Raw genomic sequence first — 19,990 nt, 5'->3', positions numbered from 1 at the left:
TGGATTAGAGCACTATTTCTGGTTCATATATTTAAATGAAAAATTCTATTCTGGGAAGGAGGGTTCTCTGGGTTGACATCCAGATCTGACTGGAATTAGGCTGCTTGACAAAATATTGAAAACTCGATAAATTCTTCATTATCCGGAAATGCCCTATATCATCTGCTAAAAATAATCTTCTATTATTCTCGTTTCATCTCAGGATTTTTTTACCGTACAAAAACAAGGGGGACTTTATGACAAACACATCCAATAAAAGATCCAGAACATTGGTTTTGAATACTGGGATTATATTTATTTTTCTGCTTTGTTCGTCTACCATATGGGCGGAAAATACCCCGGAACATGCGGACCTCACCTGGAGTGACTACCCGTCGACCTGTCTGGGCTGCCATGAAAAGGAATATACCGAGGTGTTTTATTCCACCCATTACCAGTGGCAGGGTGCGGCACCAGACATGGTGAACAATCCCGACATCCCCCAGGGAAAACTCTTCAACGGCGTTAACAGTTACTGCATCAACATTCTGGGAAACTGGGCTGTCTGCGGCACCTGTCATGCGGGGCGCGGACAGACACCCGACTCTCCGGACGCCGGTATGGAAAATATTGATTGTCTTATGTGTCATAATGTGGAATATGCCACACAGAGAAAACGGCTTTCCGACGGGAGCATGGGGGTTATGACCGGGACAAACAGCATGGTGAGGCAGATAGATAAGCCAACCCGTGCCAACTGTCTATCCTGTCATGCTACGGCAGGCGGCGGAGACGGGGTGAAACGTGGGGATCTTTCCTTGGCCCTCGTGGACACTGCCAGCGAAGATTTCGATGTCCATATGAATACAGGAGAAGACAACCTGTCCTGTCAGAGGTGCCATGAAATTGAACAGCACCGGGTGATCGGCAAGGGATCTGATCTGAGGCCCACGGACGATCTGTCCCGGGGATCTGAACTCAATTGCATTGACTGTCATGACCATCACGGCACTACCGGAGAAATCGGCAGACACACAGGAAGGGTGGCCTGCCAGACCTGTCATATTCCTGTCTATGCCAAGGTTCCAACCGAGACCCATCGGGACTGGCGGCTGCATCATGACCAGGTCGATGCAGACACCTGCAGTGCACAAACCCCCTGTCCGGGGCACCCTCTGACCGTTAAGGAATCAAACCTAATACCGAAATACCGGTTCTGGAATCGGAAAAGTGACAATACCCTGCTCTATGATGACGCATCCAAAACCTTTGATGTGGGAAAAGGTACCTATCCAACCTCCCGCCCTTTGGGGACCATACAGGACGGCAAGCTTTATGCATTTAAATATAAAACTGCTGATCAGCCCAAAACCAAGGACGACAACCGGCTGATTGCCCTGGATACATTTGTTTATCTCAAGGGGACCGGCAATGTTACGGACGCTGTGAAAGCAGGGCTTATCAATATGGGATATCCAGCCAATACCCCTTATGAGTGGATCGTCACCGATACATATCAAATGCTCAATCATGGGGTTGGCAGAGGGGATGATGCCTTGAGGTGTAGCGACTGTCATGGCAATACGCAACAAATAGACCTTGAAGCATTGGGGTATGTACTGAAAGATGATGAAGGGGTGGTCTGTTTCCAGTGCCACGGCCAAAAAGAAGCCGTGGGCTATAATTCCCTTCACAATAAACACGTTTCGGATAAAGGGTATGACTGTTCCTGGTGTCACGACTTTTCACGACCTGAACGGAACCTGACCTTGCCGCCACACTGCCCGGGAGATACAGACATGGATAAGGATACAGACGGATTGGATGTTTTCAGGGTGGCTTCCGGACAGACTGATGTCACCATAATGGAAGTGGCGGAAGGTTTTGGCTGCATTATTGAATAGTAATATTGTTGAAATTTCCAGGAATTCATTCCATCTGTAAAAAAAATTCTCGCATCAATGCGCATGCTCAAAGCACTAACGCATTCGAATAATGTCCATGAGATAAATAAGTCATTTCAAGGTACACAACAGTAATATTATCTGTCAGGAATTAAATTCAACAAATTACCGAGCGTTTCATCAACCAGTCCGGGCTTTTTAAGATTTGCCATGACACAGGATATGGTATGGATAGATTATTGAGTTTCAGATTTGAAATTCAACTATACGGGAAATTCAAAATCTTAAAAATCAAACCCCCCATTAAATTTTAATTGGAGATCAACCTTATTTTTATTCAGACCCCGGATAGGAATTTTTAGAATAATAAAAGGCGGCATTCTTATTTGGGGAATATCAGCCTAAAAGGATATGAGAAATTATGGGAATTTGAAAAAGTAGCTTAGAAAAAGTGTCTATTTTTACTTGACCACATCAAGTAAAAATACCTGCAATTACAATTTCGTTCATTGGACCTCCAAGAAAATATTGTTCTTTGTAATCAATTACTATTGCATCAACAGCACAAAGTCCAAGAAGTACATACCGGTGAGAAGTTGATTATTGACGAGTTAGTAAAACGTAATTGATTTGAGATGCCATATTCGTGAGTTTTTGTAGTCCTTTTTTTGATAACCCATCGTTCTCAATTTGAAATTCAGTAAGTTTTAAATTGTTAGAGTCTATGAATTGGAAATAACATGATAAGAATGTATCTCTATCAAAAACATTTAAAGATAATATTCTTCTTCCATTCTTTATAAATGCAACATACCCGAGAAGAAGTTCTTTATCTTGTTCTTCGAGTTTTTCACGTTCAACAAGGTCTGTTGCCAGATCCCAAGCTTTACCTTCAGGGTATCCTTTCCAAATAAAATCATTACTGACTGTTATAATGTGGATTACATCATTTAGTGACTTCCCGTCTATAGTGAGTTTATAGCTGTTATTGTTAAAATAGATTTTGATATCTTGTTTTGGGATTTTATTATCAATATCAACAGCTTTCCATGATCCATCAAAAGTTATTAACTCATTGTTTCCCTGAATTTGCCTGTCCTGGCTTGATACGCATCCGAAAAACAACAAAAGGACGACAATCAATAAACGATTCATCAAACCTCCTTTAAAATAAAAAAACCCTGTAAATAATTCTGTGTAACTGCCATTTTACTATACTGGAAATCTTCCTTCAAATTCAATGGCAAATCTTTTCATAGCTGGTTCCCCATTTCTAAGTGACATAAAACTCAGAACTATCTTGCATCATTCTGGATTCTGCAAATACTCAACTATTCAAATGGTATCATTAAAATTTCAAACAAATCAACACACCACATCTGGTATAGACCAAACTTTCAGCCTTTAATGTGAAATTCATCTATATGGGAAACATCATGGCCAAATGAATCAAAACTCCATTACGTATATTGGAGATAAAAGGAAGGGGGTATAGGTGCCAGTCTGGAGATCCTTGACCAAAGGATTGACACCAGGACAACATCAGTTATGGCATTCCTTCAGGTGTTGGGAGTGTTTGCAGAGTTCGAGACTAACCTACGGAAGGAACGGCAGATGACAGGGATCACAAATGTCAAAGATAGGGGCACATACAAGGGCCGAAAACCCTCATTGACACCAGAGTAATGCAAGGATATCATAGCCAAGAAAGCTAACGGCATGCCCCCACACAACTGCACAAAGAGTATGGAGTCAGTCGGACCACCATTTATAATGTCATCGGGGCCGTCGCTCAGGGTGAATAGTCATAGGCCATACCCCAGGCTCATTGGGAGTAGGAGCAGAGTGGGACCCATTATAGGGAAAGTAAACAAACCATCCACATTTGGATTCACATGGGGATAGGTCGGAATGTCGAGCTATCATATGGAAAGAGTTCCCCTGTCAACCCTGGGTTTTGATAACCTTTGGTAGCCTTAATTTATTACAACAATGTAAAAAAGACCCGGGGAAAACGTGCCCCGGGTCAATCCCGGGTCAAGTGGGAGTCCCGGTATGTTGGGAACGAAAGCCAGACAAGGGTCTTGGGTGGAGTCCTAACCGGACTCCCGGGGAAAAAGCTGAAAACCAGGATAGCCATGCGGGTTTAGAGACTTTTATCGTGTATAGAAAAATTGATAGAAATCATCAAAATCCATGGAGACACTTGTCAGTACTGATTATTGTGGGAGTCGTTTTAAAAGAGGTAAGACTGTTTAGAAGTCCGTTGCTCTATCCAGCTGAGCTACAGGCGCAAACAAAAAGGTCTTTTATCAAAGATCCCCTTGGTTGTCCACAAAAAAATGACCAATTGGTAATTATTTGTAAAATATATTGCTTTTATAGAGACCATGATAATGGTATACTCAATTTTTATCCACACATGCTAAGGGCCACTGAATGAAAAAAAAAACAGATCAAAAGAAGTCCAAGGTTCCAAAAAGACTAACAAAAAAAGATTTTCATGTTCCAGTATCAAAAATAAAAACGTCCAGCTCTAAAGCCATTGTCAAATCAGACCCCATACAGAGCTATCTGAATGAAATCAACAGGTACAAGCTGTTGAACAGGGATCAGGAAATCGAGCTGGGCACCCGGATACAAGAAGAGGAAGACCAGGAAGCGGCCTATATCATGACCACATCCAATCTCAGGCTTGTGGTAAAGATTGCCCTGGAATTCCAGCGAATCTGGATGCAAAATCTTTTGGACCTGATCCAGGAAGGCAATATTGGGCTTGTCCAGGCAGTTAAAAAATTTAATCCCTATAAAAATGTAAAATTTTCCTATTATGCCTCTTTTTGGATCAAGGCCTATATCTTAAAATTTATCATGGATAATTGGCGAATGGTAAAAATCGGCACCACCCAGGGGCAACGCAAGCTGTTCTTCCGGTTAAAAAAGGAAAAAGCACGGCTGGTTGAGCAGGGGTTTGATCCCAAGCCCAAACTTCTTTCCGAACGTCTGGGGGTCTCTGAAAAAGAAGTCGTGGATATGGACCAGCGGCTGGCCAACTGGGATCTTTCCCTGGATGAACCCCTGAAAAACGATTCAAACACGGAACGAATTGAATTTATCAATGTAGAAACAGACTCTTCTGAAGACAGGGTTGCCAAAAAAGAAATTGAAGATATTCTTCACACCAAGGTGAATGTATTTAAGAAAACCCTGAATGACAGGGAACTGGATATATTTGTGCGACGGATATTTTCTGACAGCCCCAAGACGCTTCAGCAAATAGGCGAAGAGTATTCCATTTCCCGGGAACGGGTTCGGCAAATTGAAAATAATATTTTAAAAAAAATGAAAGCCTTTTTCAAAAAAGACATGCCTGATTTTGACATGTATGATCACAACCAGTAAAAACTCCCAACCGCCTTCACAGGAAAAGGTCATGTACTCAATGAAAAAACAATCTATTTGGATCCTTTTAGCGTTCACTTCAATTTTGTCCATTTCAGGATGCATTCAGGGCAAGAGGATCCCCCCCCAGAACACACAGAACACGGCCCGGGAAGAATCCCAATTACCTGCCACATATTTTTACCTTGAATCCAGAATACATGCCCAAAACAATGAGATTCCCCAGGCAATCGCTTCCCTGGAAAAAGCCATTGAACGGGATCCGGGTTCAGCCTTTTTAACGAGAGATTTGATTCAGTTCTATATGGAACAAAAGAACGCTGACCAGGCCCTGGTACTGGCCAAACGGCTGGTGGATCAGGACCCTGAAAATGCTGACAACCTCCTGCTTCTGGTTCGGTTGATAAAAACACCCGACCAAGCGACACAATTGCCCGACCTTCTCAAGCGAATCCTGACCCTGGACCCCGAAAACAAGGAAACCTATCTTCGCCTTGGCAAAATTTTCATGGACAATGGGAATCTGCCCGAAGCCCTTGATCTTTTTTCCAGGATGACAGAACAGCTCCCTGATTATTATGTGGCCCATTTTTACCTGGGAGAGACCCATTTTTTAATGAATCACCTTGACCTTGCAGAAACGGCTTTTTTAAAAACCATTGAGCTGGAACCAGACCTTGTGGAACCCCGGTTCCGACTGATTGAAATTTATGAAAAACAGGGGGTAAAGACCCGGGAAAAACGCATCCTCGAATCCTATGAAAAGATTCTTGAAATTGAACCGGAAAATAACCGGGCAATCCTTGAAACCGCACTTTTCCATTACAAAAACAATCAAAAGAAAAAAGCCTCGGCTCTGTTCATGGAGCTTGGCAATGAAGCCCGTGAAAATCCCCGGTTGGTCATGGCGGCGGTGGACACCTTTATTTCTGGAAAACGGTATCAGGACGCCGTCATTGTCTTTTCCCAGATGATCAAGGCAGATCCTGACAATGCCAATTTAAATTTTTTTACCGGCATGGCCTATGAAGCGATTAAAGATAAAAAAACGGCCATCAAGCATTACCTCAAAGTGACACCGGACCATCCCCAGTACAAAAAAACCCTACTGAGCACGGCATTTTTGTACCGGGATCTGGGGCAGCCTCTGCAGGCGATTCAACTTCTGGAAAAACAATACAAACAAGATCCACGAGACATCGATATCATCTCATTTCTTGCCTCTTTTTACGAAGACCAGGCCCAAAATGACAAGGCCATGATTATTATAAAGAACGGCCTGGAAGAAACACCGGACAACACCACCCTTCTTTTTCGCCTGGGAACCCTTCAGGATAAGGCCGGACTAAAAGATCAATCCATAGAGACCATGACAACCTTGATTCAAATAGACCCTGAAAATGCCAGTGCCCTGAACTATCTGGGTTATACCTATGCGGACATGGGGATCAACCTGGACCAGGCCCTGGATCTAGTTTCAAGAGCATTGGAACAAAAACCCGAGGACGGGTATATAACCGACAGCATGGGCTGGGTTTATTTTCAGATGCAAGACTATGAAAAGGCAGTTTATTACCTTGAGCGGGCAGCTAAACTCAGTAATTTTGAAAGCATTATAGCAGACCACCTGGCAGATGCCTATGTAAATGCAGGTCAGCTGGCAGAAGGACTGGCCACTTATAAAAAAGCCCTGGCCAATGTAAAAAAAGAAGAAACCGATCTGGCCAAAAAACTTGAAGGAAAAATTAAGGATCTTGAAAAACGGCTCGATGAGAAATAGAATTCATGGGAGGGTCCCCTCCCTGACTTTGATGTTCCTGGTTTGGATCCTCCTCCTTCTTGTTACCGGATGTACCCCCCTTCGCCCCCAGACAGACCCCGGGTTGGACAAAAAAGCGCTGCGTTTGGCCAACTCTGTTCTATCCTTAAACCAGGATATAACATCCTCCAGGGGAACCGGGTGGGTGGAGGTGGAAACCCACACCCAAACAGCCAAATTTAAAATTGCATGGGCAGCAAGCGCACCCAATCGGCTCAGAATAACCTTTCTTGTGGCAGGCCACCCGGTTGAGACCATTGTGGCCACAGGCGACCATGTGACCTTTATCTCCCATACGGGTGAACACGACCCCCACACAACCTTCTCAAGTGACCCGGATTTAAAAAAGTATCTTCATATCCCGGTAAAATTATCCGGTATGATTGCCATTCTTCTGGGACATATTCCTCTGGAAAAATTTGATCATGCCTGGTTTAAACCGGAAGATAGCAATTTTCCCCCGATAATTCTGGCACAAAACTGGAAATCAACCTTCCAGCAGCTTCACATAAATAAAGTCGGAAAAGTGCAACAATTGGTCTTTCTGGACAAAGACAATCTGCCGATCTATGACATCACCTATATTGACTACCAGGCCTATGGAAAGAGTCGTATTCCTGCTACTTTGTTAGTCAAGGATATAGCCGGCAAAAAAATCCATCTGACCCTTACCAAATTTATCCCCAACCCCCCCATAAAAGAGTCTGTTTTCAGGTTGACAGAATCGGGATCATGATCATTATCTAAAAGGATTTAACCCATTAAGATTTCCCAAAGGAGATAGTTGATATTATGATTCACGATAACGTAGACAAAGCCAAAAAAAGCAGCGGCTGTCCTTCCCAGGAAGGTGGCGGAAACCAGGCTCAAAAAAAAGACGAACAAAAGGTAATGATCAAAGATACCCTGGGCAAGATCAAACATAAAATATTTGTTTTAAGCGGAAAAGGCGGTGTGGGGAAAAGCAGTGTATCCGCAAACATAGCGGCCTGCCTGTCCAAAAAAGGATATAAAACAGGTCTCATGGATGTGGATGTCCACGGCCCTTCCATTGCCCATATGATGGGAATAAAAGGACTTCTAGACATCAGCCCTAACCAGCAGCTACTCATGCCCAAGCAAGTCAATGAAAACCTCACGGTGGTATCAGTCCAGGCACTCATGCAGGACAAGGACCAGGCCATCATCTGGCGGGGACCCGCCAAAACAGGGATGATCCAGCAATTTATCGGCCAGGTGGAATGGGGTGAACTTGATTTCTTGGTTATCGATGCACCTCCTGGTACGGGAGACGAGCCCCTCACCGTTGTCCAGAATATTCCCGAAGCCCTAGGGGTTATTGTCACCACCCCCCAGGAAGTGGCCCTGTCCGATGTCAGAAAATCCATTTCCTTCTGTAAAACGGTTAAAATGAAAACCCTTGGCCTTGTGGAAAACATGGCGACCTTTAAATGCCCCCATTGCAATGAACCCATTGACCTGTTTAAACACGGAGGTGGTAAAAAAACCGCCGAATCCACGGGACTTGAGTTCCTGGGCTCCCTGCCCTTTGACACAAAGGTAGTGACATCCGGAGACGACGGGACCCCCATCATGTTTCAAAATGAGGAAACTGAATTTACACGAGCATTTGATACGGTTGTGGACAACATTTTAAAGCAATTGCAGCTCACAGATTAAATAATACTAAAATTTTGAATGATAATTTAAAAAAAGCCAGGGAACTTAAAGAGTTTCTTATTCTTCAGGAAAAGAACACGCTAAGTGACCTGGCTTGTTTTTCCCACGCCGCCCAAAGACGAAGAGGCGAACCCCATGGGGATAATGAATACCGCCTGGCCTTCAGCGCCGATGCGGACAGAATCCTCAACTCCATGGCCTTTACCCGGTATATTGATAAAACACAGGTTTTTTCCCTTATAAAAAACGACCACCTCACCCACCGAGTTCTCCATGTTCAGCTGGTATCAAGGGTGGCCCGGACCATTGGCCGGTACCTGAGCTTAAATCAGGATCTTCTTGAAGCGGCATCCCTAGGACACGACATAGGACATGCTCCCTTTGGCCATGACGGTGAAACATTTTTGTCAAAACTGACCCATGCCCACGGCGCCGGGCACTTCCACCATAACCTTCAAAGTATCCAGTTTCTGGACCGAATTGAAAAACAGGGACAGGGTTTAAACCTAAGCCTCCAAACCATGGATGCCATTGTATGCCACAACGGAGAGGCCCACTCCAAACATCTGATCCCGGACCGAGATCGCTCCCTGGATGATTTTGACGCCATGGTTAGGACGATCAAAGCCAAAAGCGTCTGCAATGAAACTCCCATGACCATGGAAGGATGCGTGGTCAAAATGGCTGATACCATCAGCTATATCGGCCGGGATCTGGAGGATGCCATCCGCCTTGGGATCGTTGCCCGGGACCAGGTACCCAAAGACTGCAAAGAGACCCTGGGGCAGACCAACGGCACCATCGTCTTCAACCTGGTGACCGACCTGATCCATAACAGTCTTGGTCAGCCCTATATTGGATTTTCAGAACCCATTTCCCAGGCATTAAAAGGACTCAAAAAATTTAATTATCGCTATATCTACAAAAACCCGGCGATCAAACGGCATCTGTCTTCCATTGAGGAGATATTTAAATACCTGTTTGAACGGTATCTGTCCGACCTTGAACAAGGACAGCAGTCTTCTGATATTTTTAAGAAATTTTTAAACGGGATGGCACCAGAATACAGAGAAGATCATACCCACCCTGAGATTATCCGGGATTTTATTTCCGGCATGACAGATTCCTATTTCATCCGCCAGGCCCCCCCCCATCTCACACCTGAATATATTGACAATGTTTGAGGATAGGCGGGTTTACCGCAGACAGCATCAAAAAACAGGACTTGTCTCCTTTGAAATCACCGTTAAAGAAACCAATCTGAATATCCAGGCCCAAACAGACCTGTCAGACCAGGCCATCCGGGCGACCTTAAAATACAGACAATATCTTGAGACCCATATCCTTGAACACCCGGAATTTGCAACAGCCCTTTCTCCCTTACCCCTGCCCCGGATCGCCCCTGCCATTGTCATGGATATGATGGAAGCCGCCAAACAAACCAATGTAGGCCCCATGGCTGCCGTGGCCGGGGCAATGGCCGAATATGTCGGACGCAAACTTTTGGCCCTGTCCCCTGAGGTTCTGGTGGAAAACGGAGGCGATATTTTTATTTGCTCAGCGACCCAGACCGTGTTCAGCATTTATGCGGGAAACTCCCCCTTGAGCATGACCACGGGGATCCTGGTGGAACCACAACAGCACCCCTTTGCCATGTGCACCTCTTCTGGCACCCTGGGCCATTCCAAAAGCTTTGGTGCGGCTGATGCCGTGAGCGTTTTGGCCTATTCCTGTTCCTTAGCCGATGCGGCCGCAACCGCCCTTTGCAATCAAGTGAAAGAGAAGGGGGACATTGAAAAGACCCTCCACCAGGGAAAACAAATCCAGGGAATCCAGGGGATTGTGATTATCAAGGGAGAACAGATCGGGCTCTGGGGAGACCTGAAACTTGTCCGGCTCCCCTGACCCATCCAACCGTATATTTCCAACCGTATATTTCCAACCGTATATTTCCAACCGTACTTCTCAAACCGGACATCTTCAATCGGGAAGCAGGCCATGGGCACTATCAATAAAGGGTGCCGACCGCAGCCTCCACGGCGTTTACAATGCTGCCGTCTTGGAGCAACGCCTTGACCTTGGCAATATCCGTGGACAAAAGCCTGTCTTCTTTTCTGTAATCCACCTTTTTTCGGATCACTTCATAGGCGGCCAGGGTTCCGTCTCCTGCCTTGAAATTGGTAAACAAATCAATGGCCTGGGCCCCGCAAAGCAGTTCAATGGCAATCACCTCTTCGGTATTCTCCACAATATTCCGGCATTTTCTGGCGGCAAAGGCCCCCATGGACACATGGTCTTCCTTGTTGGCCGAGGTGGGGATGGAATCCACAGAAGCTGGATGGGCAAGAACCTTGTTCTCGGAAACCAGGGATGCGGCGGCATACTGGGCAATCATAAAGCCGGAGTTGAGTCCCCCGTCTTCCACCAGAAAAGCCGGCAGCCCGGATAATTGGGGATTGACCAGTCGTTCAATGCGCCGCTCTGAAATGTTGGCAAGCTCTGCAATGGCAATGCCCAAAAAATCACAGGCCAGGGCCAGGGGCTGACCATGGAAGTTGCCACCCGAAATAAACTCTTCGGATTCCGGGAAAATAAGGGGGTTCTCCGTGGAGGAATTCATTTCCACCCGGATCACCCGGTCCACATAGGCAAAGGCATCCCAGGAGGCCCCGTGCACCTGGGGAGAACATCTTAAGGTATAGGCATCCTGAACCTGGGAGCAGTCCCTGTGGGAGGAGATGATGCCTGAATTTTCCGTCATTTTGAGCATGTTCCGCGCCGCCTTCATCTGGCCTATGTGCGGCCGGGCCCTGTGAATTCTGGGATCAAAGGCAGCTCTTGTCCCCATGAGGGTTTCAAGACTTATACTGGCGGCAATATCGGCATGTTTGCACAGGTTCAGGGCATCATGGAGGGCCAGACACCCAAGGGCAATCATGAACTGGGTGCCGTTGATCAGGGCAAGGCCTTCCCCTGCTTCAAGTTCCAGGGGGGATATACCCTTTTTTGCAAGGGCCTTGGCGCCTGTCATGCGCACCCCGTCCACAAAGGCTTCCCCCTCCCCAATGAGAACCAGTGACAGGTGGGCCATGGGTACCAAATCGCCACTGGCGCCCACAGACCCTTTTTCCGGTACCACCGGGATGATGCCTGTGTTTAAAAGCTGGGCCAGCTTTTCAATGGTTTCAAGGCGCAACCCTGAATTGCCCCGGCAAAAATCATTGATACGCAGGGCCATCATGGCCCTGACCACATCGTCTGCCGCATTGTTTCCCATGCCGGCGGAATGGCTTAAAAGAATCTTTCGCTGAAGTTTTTTGGTATCTTCAAGGGAGATAGTCACATCGGACAGGGCGCCGAAACCCGTGGTCACCCCATATATCCTGACCCCCTCCTTCACCCATCGATCAACCAATTGTCTGGCCTTTCGTATCCGCGCTTCCGACTCAACGGAAATGGCAACTCCAACCCCCTGCCGTGCAATGGCCACCACCTCTTCCAATTGAAATTTTTCACCGTTTAGAACTATTTTATCGGTCATTTTATGGGTCATTTTATGAGTCATTTGTATCTCCCTTTCTGATTTGCCCCATTTGGAGCCCACCGGCACACCAATGCATACCGGACTATTTGCGGCTAAATTTCCCCTTGAGTTTATAGCGCGGCCCCGGAGAAATAATCTTACTATAGGTTGCCACTCGATCAAAGGCCCAGGTCCGCCGGGTCAATGAAAGGCAAGGGTCTTCGGATGCAATGTTTAAATAGCGCTGGAGGGTCTTGTTCACCCGAATCGCCTCGATGACGTGTTCGGCTTCCTGAATGGGTGCCAGGTTCAGCAAATAATCACTGGGAGTTATTCGGGTAAAATCCTGGTCCAGGTATAAAGGGGCCACGGCCGGGTTGACATACCGCTCGGAATACTGAACCCCAACCCCCCGGTCCTTGTGCAAAAGGATGGAATGAAAAACAGATCCCCCTTCGGTCAGGTCCATTTTAACGGCTATATCCCGGGACAACCCTTCTTCTTTGAGCAAAAGAATTTCACAAGAATGAACCCCCCCCCACGCCTTGATTTCCCTGGCAATACTCTTGATCTCCAACAAGGATGCTTCGGGTTTGGGAGTTGCCACAAAGGTACCCACCCCCTGGATTCTGAGGATTCTATCTTCTTCAGCCAGCTCTTTTAAGGCCCGGTTGGCCGTCATCCTGGAGGCATTGAATGCCTTGGCAAGCTGGGTTTCTGAAGAAACCTTGTCCCCGGGATTTAATCTGCCGGACTCAATATCACTGACAACACTTTTTTTTATTCGTTCATACAGCGCACAGGGCTGATCTAATTTTCCCACGATTTGTCCTGAATTTCATAAAAACGCATTAGTATTTTTTTATATTGGAATTCAAAAATTTTTGGTTTCACTTCTATGCTTGTATAGACAAGTAGTATCCAATCCAGGGAAAAATGTCAACACCACCAGGGGGAAAATACAGGGAATGAATTCTTTTCATTTTTAGCCAATTATCCCTTGATTTATGCCAGGTACAAGCGTAATTTACCAAGTTATGCGTATTTATGCGGTAGCCGATATACATGGAAAAACACAATACATTGAGACACTATCCCACGTCTCAAGAGAATTTAAACCAGACGTGATTGTTATTGCCGGGGATATAACCGGTTATTTTCGATGGCAATCAACTATAGACCAATTAGATAAAATAGGGCAGTTAGATAAAATAGGGCAACCGGAGGCACAGAGCAGGCCGCCTGTTCTCTGCATCCGGGGAAATTCAGATTTCAAACGAATGGAACCCAGCCTTGCAAAAACCAAAAATTTAACCCTTCTGGGCACATCCGCCCACCTAGTTCAAGGCGTTCCTTTTGTGGGAATAAACGGCTGCATCCCCCTGCCCTTTGCCTCAAGGGTCTGCCTGGGGGAAAACCAGCTTTTTAAAACCCTTTTGCCCCACATGGACAAGAACACCATCCTGGTGGCCCATCCGCCGCCAAGGGGCATTTGTGACAAGGTGGGCAATCGATTCAGTGCAGGCAGTCAAAATCTATTGGACTTTATCAAAACAACACACCCCGCAATGGTCCTGTGCGGTCATATACATGAACAGGCCGGCATGGACTTTGTGACTAATTGTATACCAGGCACCCTGGTTGTAAACTGTGCCATGAATAAGAATCACCATGGTGCCATCATTGACCTTCAACAAGATACCCCGCCCCGGGTAAATTTCTTGCAACCCTGAAATGGGAGTGGTATGGAATCCAGAGGATGGGGCAACTTCCCATTAAAATAAAGATTGATAAAAATCATATAAAGGAAAAAGCAGATGTGTGAATCAAATGTATATTTAAAAGAAAACGATGTGGAAAAACTGATAATGGAAAATGTGGCTGCCATTACACCGGCGGGTAAGGATGCCTTTGTTTTAAAAGGCCTTCTGGGCGAAAGTATGGAAATCAAAGGTATTATCGAAGATATTAACCTCATGGCACATAAAATAATCCTCAAAGCCCTTTAATGGAACATTTTTCCCAATATCTTGCGGCCCTGGCCAGGGCCAATGGATTAGGGGACAACATTACATGGCTTTTCTACCCGGGTATGCTTCTGGACAGTTACGGCAAATGGTGGGATGATTTTGGCACTAGGCCTTGTGCCCATGAAGGGATTGATATCTGCTTTTTTAGAGAAGGCAGCAAAAAAATAACCCCCCTGGCAAAGAATGCGAATATTCCTGCCATGGACAAAGGACTTATTTTAAACCGATGTAAGGATTTTCTGGGAGAATCCCTTGTCATAGCGCATGACGGGATTGCCCCCCTTTCCCCCAAGGTGGTCTTTGTATATTCCCATCTGGAAGTTGAAGAAAAGATTGTGCCCGGTTGTCGGGTTGAACGAGGCCAGGTCATTGGCCGGACATTTGACACAAGCAAAAAACAATCGAAACTATTGTCCCACCTGCATTTTTCCTGTGTTGAGCTGATGGACAAAATCCCATTGGAAAATCTTAACTGGGATTTGTTTCCAGACCGGGGAAAGGTTAACCTGATTAATCCCATTTTTATATAATTATTATTTGATTTTTATTTAATTATTTTCATTAATACCGTTAAGGTCCAATATTTCAGGCGGTTTAATCCCAAAAGAAGAATTGAAAAAAAACTAAATTTGATCTATGATTACCAAAAAATTATAATTTACACTGGACTCATAACAGGGACCCACAATATGGAGAAAATGAATGAAGACGATTAAAACTCTTTTTTTGCTGGTTATTATAGGGCTGCTCAGCACACTGGTTTACCAGAACCTGGATTATTTTATGACCCCATCTGCACTGCACATTGATTTTAAAGTTTCCACATGGCAGTGGACAATACCGGCACTTCCCCTCATTGCATACTGGGGCATCTGCTTTGGACTGGGGCTTTTAATAACCGGAATGAAAGGACTCGTTACGGCATTCCGCCTGGGAAGAGAAATCAAGAACCAGGACAAGTTAGTTACAACCCTGAAACAAGAGATCAATGACTTAAAAACAAAACTGGATGTTTTTGTCCACGACCCCTACATTAAACGAGAGATGGAAAAACCCGTTCTTGAGAATACTGTGGAAACCTCCTCTGCTTCAGGCGATGAAAAACCATCCAACGACATATAGAGAAGATGAGCCCAAAAAAAACAGTGACCCATCATCTGAAACAAAACCGTCCATGACCCCCAAAAAAAACACACCCATGATGGAACAGTATCTGTCCATCAAAGCGCAATACAAAGAAGCCATACTCTTTTACCGAATGGGGGATTTTTATGAAATGTTTCTCGAAGATGCTCTGAAAGCGGCTGCCATCCTTGAAATTACCCTGACATCCAGAAACAAGAATGACAGTTCTCCTATTCCCATGTGCGGAATTCCTTTCAAAGCGGCAGACACTTATATTGCCAAACTTATTGGAAATGGCTGCAAGGTTGCTGTCTGTGAACAGGTGGAGGATGCTGCCCTTGCCAAGGGACTTGTCAGGCGGGAAGTGGTGAGGGTTATCACCCCGGGTATGATCCTGAACGAATCCCTTCTGGATAAAAAATCCAATAATTTTTTAGTGGCGATTTCAAAAACAAAAGAGGCGGCAGGGCTTGCCTGTCTTGATATTTCCACCGGGACTTTTAAAACCTGCCAGATGGAAAGGACCGCAAACTTTATTCCATTTTCCTTGATCGACGAAGCGCTGAAATTAGATCCCAAGGAGGTGTTGCTACCCGCCTCCTTTAAAACAGATCCGGTCTACAAGCAGGTAAAGAACGCCTTTTGTAATAGACAGATCACCTATCTTGACAAGGGGTGCTTCCATGTGGAAGAGGCCAGGGAACGGCTGCAAAAAAAATTTAAAACCCGCAGTCTCGAAGGATTTGGCATCGAGAATCACAGGGCTTCCATTGCCGCAGCCGGGGCTGTGATCTCCTATGTCCAGGATACCCAGATGCAGGATACCCAGCACATCTTCCAGATTACGCCCTATGATATAAAAAATTTTTTAAAAATTGATGAGCGATCCTGTAAAAACCTGGAACTGTTAAACAATATCCAGACCCTGGACAAAAAGGGAACCCTGATTTTCGTACTGGATAGGACGGTTACGGCCATGGGCGGGCGGCTGATCAAAAACTGGATACGATACCCCTTAATTGACCGGACAAAGATTGAACAACGCCTGGATTGTATCCAGGAAATTCTTGGGGCATCCCATATCCACCAATTGCTCATCACCCATTTAAAATCCGTGTATGACCTTGAACGCCTTGGCAGCAAAATTTCCATGGGCCAGGGAAATGCAAGGGATCTTATTTCCCTTAAAAATTCCTTGAAAAAACTGCCCAGCTTATTTCGGGAACTTGCTTTGTTTAAACATCCTGATTTAAATGGCAGCCTCCTTGAAAATCAGGCACACCTGTTAACAGGTCTTGCATCCCTTGCCGACTTGATACATGAGGCCATCCGGGAGGATGCCGCCCCTGTTCTGAATGAAGGAAATCTTATCAACGACGGCTACGACCCGAAATTAGACGAACTGCTCTCCATCACCAGGGATGGGAAATCCTGGATTGCCAGGGCTGAGGCCACGGAACGGGAACGAACAAAACTCTCTTCTTTAAAAATTAAATATAACAAGGTTTTTGGATATTTCATCGAGGTTTCCCGGGCACAGTCCGGGCAAGTGCCCGATAGCTATATCCGGAAACAAACCCTGGTCAATGCTGAACGCTTTATCACCGAAGAAATGAAGGAAGTTGAATCCACCATTTTGAATGCCCAGGACAAACGAAACGCCCTTGAATATGAGATTTTCACTTCGGTTCGGGAACAGGTGGTTGAAAAAGCCGTTCTTATCTTAAAGATGGCCCAATTTATAGCCAGAATCGATACCCTCCAGGGACTTGCAACAGCGGCCTCTGAAAACGGATACACCAAACCCGAAATAAATGATGACAACACCATTGACATCCAAGAGGGCAGACACCCGGTGGTGGAAAAGCTGATCACAGGCGAACGCTTTGTTCCCAACTCCATTCGCCTGGATTGTGTGGATCACCAGCAATTGCTGATCACAGGGCCGAATATGGCGGGTAAATCAACGATTTTAAGGCAGGTGGCCCTCATAGCACTCATGGCTCAGATGGGCTCATTTGTACCGGCAAAACAAGCATCTGTCTGCCTGACAGACCAGATCTTCACCCGGGTCGGCGCCCTGGACAACCTCTCCTCGGGCCAGAGCACCTTTATGGTTGAAATGGAGGAGACCGCCAACATTGTCAACAATGCCACCCAGAACAGCCTGGTCATTTTAGATGAAATCGGCAGGGGTACCAGTACCTATGACGGCATGAGCATTGCCTGGGCCGTTGCGGAATATCTCCATGATTTGAAGGGGTTGGGGGTAAAGACATTATTTGCCACCCATTACCATGAACTGATCCGGCTTGAGGAAATTAAGCCTCGGATTAAAAATTATCACATAGCCGTCAAAGAATTTAATGACAACATCATTTTTTTACGGCGCCTGGTAAAGGGCGGGACAAACAAAAGCTATGGAATACAGGTGGCCAGACTGGCCGGCGTACCGGATCGTATCATTGATTCTGCCAAATCTGTATTGTCCAGAATCGAACGAGAAAAAAAGGAAGAACAGCCCCTGGATATTTCAATGCCATCAAGTGAACCCAAACGCTCCAAAAGAAAAAAGAAAGCCAGGGACCATGGCCAGCTTGAATTGTTTGAAAATTGCGACACCGGTCTAAAAAGAATGTTGGAAAAAGCAGACATTTCAAATATGACCCCTTTGGATGCCCTTATTTTTTTAAATGATCTGAAAAAAAAGGCAATAGTTTAAAAGATGGAAAGATTTCGGCTGGCACCCCATTTTATATTCTTGCTCCTTTGCATGATCATCTGTATGAGTTTCCCTGCCATGGGGCAGGCCGATTCTGCAAAACAAAAATACATGGCCGCCGACGATTGTTTTAAAAAGCTGAGGCATTCTTCCACCCAACAGCAGAAGGTGTCGGGATGGCTCAACTGCATCCGGCGATATGAAACCATCTACAGAGTTTACCCAAAAAGTTCCTGGGCACCCGCCGGCATGTACAAGGCAGCAGAACTCTCTCTCCAATTGTTCAACCGATCCAAAAATAAGACTCATAAATCCCGGGCCATTGATCTTTTGACCCGGATTAGAAATAAATACCCCAAAAGCGCCTACAGCGGAAGGGCAAAAATTCTACTCAAATCCATTGCCGCCACCCCCGTCCAACGACAGATCAAACACCTGCGCTCAAAAAAGGAAGAAACCCGGAATGATGTACGAATAGAACGATTTAACCGGGAGCAGGCAAGCCTGGACCTGGAAAAACTGATACTGGCAGCAGAAAAGGACAAAGAAACAGAAGAAAACCAACCACCCCAGTCCCCTATGCTGGCAACCGATATCCAGGCACCCGATACCCAGTTGGCAAAACCTGAACAACCGCTACCAAGGGGTGACACCCTGGTAACTGACCTGCGGTTCTGGTCCAATCCGGAATATACCCGAATTGTGATTAACGCCTCGGGCGAACGAAACTATTCCCATCGGCTGCTGAAGAAGGACCCCACCATCAACAAGCCATTTCAGAGACTTTATATTGATATTGAAAAAACCCAGCTGGGCAAGGATGTTGCCGCGCATATTCCCATCAACGACAATCTGTTAAATCAGACCAGGGCCGGCCAATACCTGCCCCATACCGTCCGGGTGGTGGTGGACATCAAATCCTTTGAAAACTATAAAATTTTTTCATTAAAAGACCCCTTTAGAATTATTATCGATGTATGGGGCAAGGGGTCCAATGGGTCACCGGAACAACCCATTGCCCAAAAAGATCCAAAGAGCCCCTTTAAAACCTCACGCATTACCACGGATAATCTCAGATCATCGGATATTGCAAGGCAGCTGGCACTGGGGGTCAGAAAAATCATCATTGATCCGGGCCACGGCGGACCAGACCCAGGGGCGCCAGGCTATATCAAAGGTGTCTGGGAAAAAGACATTGTACTAAAACTTGCCTTAAACCTTGCCAAAAAACTGCGGACCCGGCTCAACTGCACCGTGGAACTGACCCGGTCAACAGACAAAAAACTAACCCTGGAAGAGCGGACCGCCATTGCCAACACCCAACGGGCCGATCTTTTTATTTCCCTGCACTGCAATGCCGCTAAAAACAAACGCCTCACCGGGTTTGAAACCTATATACTGAACCTGGCAACCGATGATCAGTCCATTACCGTGGCCGCAAGGGAAAATGCCACCTCCAAGAAAAATATCTCCGATCTTGAATATATTTTAAGCGATTTGATGAAACATGCTAAGATTGAAGAATCAACCAGACTTGCCAATGATGTGCATAAATCCATGATTCAGGGAATGAAAAAAAAATATTCAGGCATAGTTGACCACGGTGTCAAGCAAGCCCCCTTCTATGTACTTTTGGGGGCCAGAATGCCTTCCATTCTCATTGAGACCTCATTTATCAGCAACAAACGAGAATGCCAGCGACTGCTGACAGAATCCTATAGAAATACCGTATGTCATGCCATTACCGATGGGATTGAAAAATATATTAACGCAACAAACCCAAAACAATTATGATTCAAACAATAT

The 19,990-nt window shown here is 45.7% G+C and carries 17 protein-coding genes; 14 read left to right on the top strand and 3 right to left on the bottom strand.

Annotation, left to right across the window (positions count from 1 at the left end):
• Positions 1 to 236 precede the first annotated feature (236 nt).
• On the top strand, positions 237 to 1,883 hold the full coding sequence (locus tag ACZ45G_RS08690) for a hypothetical protein (protein ID WP_464177060.1): 1,647 nt from the start codon (positions 237 to 239) through the stop codon (positions 1,881 to 1,883).
• Positions 1,884 to 2,483: 600 nt separating this feature from the next.
• Here the strand turns inward: ACZ45G_RS08690 and ACZ45G_RS08685 are convergent.
• Complete coding sequence (locus ACZ45G_RS08685; protein ID WP_464177058.1) at positions 2,484 to 3,038, bottom strand: hypothetical protein; 555 nt, start codon at positions 3,036 to 3,038, stop codon at positions 2,484 to 2,486.
• Positions 3,039 to 3,431: 393 nt separating this feature from the next.
• Here ACZ45G_RS08685 and ACZ45G_RS08680 point away from each other — a divergent pair, with 393 nt between their 5' ends.
• From ACZ45G_RS08680 to ACZ45G_RS08650, 7 genes are all read left to right on the top strand, one after another.
• The gene (locus ACZ45G_RS08680; RefSeq protein WP_464177055.1) at positions 3,432 to 3,569 is read left to right on the top strand and encodes a hypothetical protein; all 138 of its coding nucleotides are present in this window, start codon (positions 3,432 to 3,434) and stop codon (positions 3,567 to 3,569) included.
• Positions 3,570 to 4,322: 753 nt separating this feature from the next.
• Entirely contained in the window at positions 4,323 to 5,285 is a 963-nt protein-coding gene (locus ACZ45G_RS08675; protein ID WP_464177053.1) for a sigma-70 family RNA polymerase sigma factor, read from the top strand.
• Positions 5,286 to 5,325: 40 nt separating this feature from the next.
• Positions 5,326 to 7,065, top strand: coding sequence for a tetratricopeptide repeat protein (locus tag ACZ45G_RS08670; RefSeq protein WP_464177051.1), 1,740 nt, complete (start codon positions 5,326 to 5,328; stop codon positions 7,063 to 7,065).
• Entirely contained in the window at positions 7,055 to 7,840 is a 786-nt protein-coding gene (locus tag ACZ45G_RS08665) for a hypothetical protein (RefSeq protein ID WP_464177049.1), read from the top strand. Before ACZ45G_RS08670 ends, ACZ45G_RS08665 begins: the two co-directional genes overlap by 11 nt.
• Positions 7,841 to 7,896: 56 nt before the next feature.
• A complete protein-coding gene (locus ACZ45G_RS08660) occupies positions 7,897 to 8,784 on the top strand; it encodes a P-loop NTPase (RefSeq protein ID WP_464177047.1) in 888 nt (295 codons plus the stop codon).
• Between the two features lie 14 nt (positions 8,785 to 8,798).
• A complete protein-coding gene (locus ACZ45G_RS08655; protein WP_464177045.1) occupies positions 8,799 to 9,968 on the top strand; it encodes a deoxyguanosinetriphosphate triphosphohydrolase family protein in 1,170 nt (389 codons plus the stop codon).
• Complete coding sequence (locus ACZ45G_RS08650) at positions 9,961 to 10,689, top strand: UPF0280 family protein (protein ID WP_464177042.1); 729 nt, start codon at positions 9,961 to 9,963, stop codon at positions 10,687 to 10,689. The genes ACZ45G_RS08655 and ACZ45G_RS08650 overlap by 8 nt, the downstream gene beginning before the upstream one ends.
• A gap of 103 nt (positions 10,690 to 10,792) precedes the next feature.
• On the opposite strand, the gene hutH is transcribed toward ACZ45G_RS08650, so the two are convergent.
• Together hutH and hutC are read right to left on the bottom strand one after the other, a co-directional pair.
• The gene (gene hutH, locus ACZ45G_RS08645) at positions 10,793 to 12,349 is read right to left on the bottom strand and encodes a histidine ammonia-lyase (protein ID WP_464177040.1); all 1,557 of its coding nucleotides are present in this window, start codon (positions 12,347 to 12,349) and stop codon (positions 10,793 to 10,795) included.
• A gap of 61 nt (positions 12,350 to 12,410) precedes the next feature.
• Positions 12,411 to 13,130, bottom strand: coding sequence for a histidine utilization repressor (gene hutC / locus ACZ45G_RS08640; RefSeq protein ID WP_464177038.1), 720 nt, complete (start codon positions 13,128 to 13,130; stop codon positions 12,411 to 12,413).
• A gap of 214 nt (positions 13,131 to 13,344) precedes the next feature.
• Between hutC and ACZ45G_RS08635 the strand changes: the two genes are divergently transcribed.
• The 6 genes from ACZ45G_RS08635 to ACZ45G_RS08610 all read left to right on the top strand — a co-directional run bounded on the left by ACZ45G_RS08635 (position 13,345) and on the right by ACZ45G_RS08610 (position 19,978).
• A complete protein-coding gene (locus ACZ45G_RS08635) occupies positions 13,345 to 14,040 on the top strand; it encodes a metallophosphoesterase family protein (RefSeq protein ID WP_464177035.1) in 696 nt (231 codons plus the stop codon).
• 84 nt (positions 14,041 to 14,124) lie between these two features.
• Positions 14,125 to 14,316, top strand: coding sequence for a CooT family nickel-binding protein (locus tag ACZ45G_RS08630; RefSeq protein ID WP_464177033.1), 192 nt, complete (start codon positions 14,125 to 14,127; stop codon positions 14,314 to 14,316).
• Positions 14,316 to 14,867, top strand: coding sequence for a peptidoglycan DD-metalloendopeptidase family protein (locus ACZ45G_RS08625; RefSeq protein ID WP_464177031.1), 552 nt, complete (start codon positions 14,316 to 14,318; stop codon positions 14,865 to 14,867). Before ACZ45G_RS08630 ends, ACZ45G_RS08625 begins: the two co-directional genes overlap by 1 nt.
• A 172-nt stretch (positions 14,868 to 15,039) precedes the next feature.
• Positions 15,040 to 15,459, top strand: a complete 420-nt coding sequence (locus tag ACZ45G_RS08620; RefSeq protein ID WP_464177029.1) for a LapA family protein — start codon at positions 15,040 to 15,042, stop codon at positions 15,457 to 15,459.
• Positions 15,460 to 15,511: 52 nt separating this feature from the next.
• Entirely contained in the window at positions 15,512 to 18,184 is a 2,673-nt protein-coding gene (mutS, locus tag ACZ45G_RS08615; protein WP_464177025.1) for a DNA mismatch repair protein MutS, read from the top strand.
• Between the two features lie 3 nt (positions 18,185 to 18,187).
• Positions 18,188 to 19,978, top strand: a complete 1,791-nt coding sequence (locus tag ACZ45G_RS08610) for an N-acetylmuramoyl-L-alanine amidase (protein ID WP_464177023.1) — start codon at positions 18,188 to 18,190, stop codon at positions 19,976 to 19,978.
• The last annotated feature ends 12 nt before the right edge of the window (positions 19,979 to 19,990 follow it).

Source organism: Desulfoconvexum algidum (assembly GCF_055382125.1).
This window is presented reverse-complemented; position numbering and strand designations above follow the sequence as displayed.

What these genes read in the sequence shown, in the direction of transcription:
- ACZ45G_RS08635 (WP_464177035.1), top strand. Translation starts at nt 13,345, where the DNA reads ATGCGTATTTATGCGGTAGCCGATATACATGGAAAAACACAATACATT.
- hutH (WP_464177040.1), bottom strand. Translation starts at nt 12,349, where the DNA reads ATGACTCATAAAATGACCCATAAAATGACCGATAAAATAGTTCTAAAC.
- ACZ45G_RS08685 (WP_464177058.1), bottom strand. Translation starts at nt 3,038, where the DNA reads ATGAATCGTTTATTGATTGTCGTCCTTTTGTTGTTTTTCGGATGCGTA.
- ACZ45G_RS08625 (WP_464177031.1), top strand. Translation starts at nt 14,316, where the DNA reads ATGGAACATTTTTCCCAATATCTTGCGGCCCTGGCCAGGGCCAATGGA.
- ACZ45G_RS08675 (WP_464177053.1), top strand. Translation starts at nt 4,323, where the DNA reads ATGAAAAAAAAAACAGATCAAAAGAAGTCCAAGGTTCCAAAAAGACTA.
- ACZ45G_RS08660 (WP_464177047.1), top strand. Translation starts at nt 7,897, where the DNA reads ATGATTCACGATAACGTAGACAAAGCCAAAAAAAGCAGCGGCTGTCCT.
- ACZ45G_RS08620 (WP_464177029.1), top strand. Translation starts at nt 15,040, where the DNA reads ATGAAGACGATTAAAACTCTTTTTTTGCTGGTTATTATAGGGCTGCTC.
- ACZ45G_RS08690 (WP_464177060.1), top strand. Translation starts at nt 237, where the DNA reads ATGACAAACACATCCAATAAAAGATCCAGAACATTGGTTTTGAATACT.
- ACZ45G_RS08665 (WP_464177049.1), top strand. Translation starts at nt 7,055, where the DNA reads ATGAGAAATAGAATTCATGGGAGGGTCCCCTCCCTGACTTTGATGTTC.
- ACZ45G_RS08610 (WP_464177023.1), top strand. Translation starts at nt 18,188, where the DNA reads ATGGAAAGATTTCGGCTGGCACCCCATTTTATATTCTTGCTCCTTTGC.
- ACZ45G_RS08650 (WP_464177042.1), top strand. Translation starts at nt 9,961, where the DNA reads ATGTTTGAGGATAGGCGGGTTTACCGCAGACAGCATCAAAAAACAGGA.
- ACZ45G_RS08680 (WP_464177055.1), top strand. Translation starts at nt 3,432, where the DNA reads ATGGCATTCCTTCAGGTGTTGGGAGTGTTTGCAGAGTTCGAGACTAAC.
- ACZ45G_RS08670 (WP_464177051.1), top strand. Translation starts at nt 5,326, where the DNA reads ATGAAAAAACAATCTATTTGGATCCTTTTAGCGTTCACTTCAATTTTG.
- ACZ45G_RS08630 (WP_464177033.1), top strand. Translation starts at nt 14,125, where the DNA reads ATGTGTGAATCAAATGTATATTTAAAAGAAAACGATGTGGAAAAACTG.
- mutS (WP_464177025.1), top strand. Translation starts at nt 15,512, where the DNA reads ATGACCCCCAAAAAAAACACACCCATGATGGAACAGTATCTGTCCATC.